The sequence below is a fragment of the Acidovorax sp. SRB_24 genome (genome assembly GCF_012931925.1).
Window position 1 is genome coordinate 6482 of record NZ_MWOM01000105.1, and the last position, 1370, is coordinate 7851.

Sequence of the window (1370 nt, forward strand, 5' to 3'; positions counted from 1 at the left end):
CTCACTGCGCCACATAGCTGCCCGACTTGCCCCCGTGCTTTTCTTCGACGCGCACGCCGTGGATCGACATGCCGCGGTCCACGGCCTTGCACATGTCGTAGATGGTGAGCAGGGCGACCTGCACGGCCGTGAGGGCTTCCATTTCCACGCCGGTGGGGCCGACGGTTTCCACCGTGGCTGTACACAATATGCCTGTCGCGCCCGGCTGGCGTGCGCTGGCAGCCTCGAATTCAATAGCGACGCGGGTCAGCGCGAGCGGGTGGCACAGCGGGATCAGGTCGCTGGTCTTCTTGGCGCCCTGGATGCCGGCGATGCGGGCGATGCCGAGCACGTCGCCTTTCTTGGCGGTGCCGGCCTCGATCAGCGCCAGGGTGGCGGGCAGCATCTCGATGCGGCCGCTGGCGACGGCGGTGCGGTGGGTGGCGGCCTTGGCGGCGACGTCGACCATGTGGGCCTGGCCCTGGGCGTCAAAGTGGGTGAGTGCAGACATGGGGTGGTAACCGGGTGAATCGGTGGGGAAACATTCGGGGGACGGGGCATCATACGTTCATGCCGACACACCAGCGCACACCGAATGGTCTTGGGTCCGACGCCGCCATGGCCCCGTCACGTTTCAGGCCGAAATGGCCTCTGGCCCTTGCTGCATCTGTCCTAGCAGCTTCTTTATTGATAGCATCTGGCGCGCTGCTGCCGGTGCCCGCGCGCGCCCAGGCCAGCCTGCCCACGCTCGGCGACGGCGGCGACATGACCGTGAGCGCCGAGCGCCGGCTCGGCGACCGCATCATCCGCGAGCTTTACCGCGACCCCGACTACATCGACGACCCGGTGCTGGTCGAGTATGTGCAGGGCCTGTGGCTGTCGCTGCTGGACGCGGCGCGCACGCGCGGCGAGCTCTCGCCCGAAATCGACGAGCGCTTTGCATGGGAGGTGCTGCTCGGGCGCGACCGCACGGTGAACGCGTTCGCGCTGCCCGGCGGCTACCTCGGCGTGCACCTGGGCCTGATCGGCGTGGTCACCAGCCGCGACGAGCTCGCCTCGGTGCTGGCACACGAGCTCAGCCACGTCACGCAGCGCCACATCTCGCGCCTGATGTCGCAGCAAAGCCGCCAGACGCCCTGGATGCTGGGCGCCATGGTGCTGGGCGCATTGGCCGCCAGCAAGAGCCCGAACGCCGCGCAGGCCCTGGTGGTGGGCGGGCAGGCCGTGGCGATGCAGAACCAGCTCAATTTCTCGCGCGACATGGAGCGCGAGGCCGACCGCATCGGCTACGGCCTGATGGCGCCGGCCGGCTTTGCGCCGCAGGGCTTCGTCAGCATGTTCGACAAGCTGCAGCAGGCCAACCGCCTCAACGACAACGGCTCCTGGCCCTA

2 protein-coding genes are annotated in these 1370 nt (G+C 68.5%); one reads left to right on the top strand and one right to left on the bottom strand.

Annotation, left to right across the window (positions count from 1 at the left end):
* Position 1 precedes the first annotated feature (1 nt).
* Positions 2-490, bottom strand: a complete 489-nt coding sequence (moaC, locus tag B2J89_RS20200) for a cyclic pyranopterin monophosphate synthase MoaC (protein WP_169170661.1) — start codon at positions 488-490, stop codon at positions 2-4.
* A 107-nt stretch (positions 491-597) separates the two neighbouring features.
* Here moaC and B2J89_RS20205 point away from each other — a divergent pair.
* Positions 598-1370: M48 family metalloprotease (locus B2J89_RS20205; RefSeq protein ID WP_169170662.1), on the top strand; the 773-nt coding region annotated here is incomplete at its 3' end.

What these genes read in the sequence shown, in the direction of transcription:
- moaC (WP_169170661.1), bottom strand. Translation starts at nt 490, where the DNA reads ATGTCTGCACTCACCCACTTTGACGCCCAGGGCCAGGCCCACATGGTC.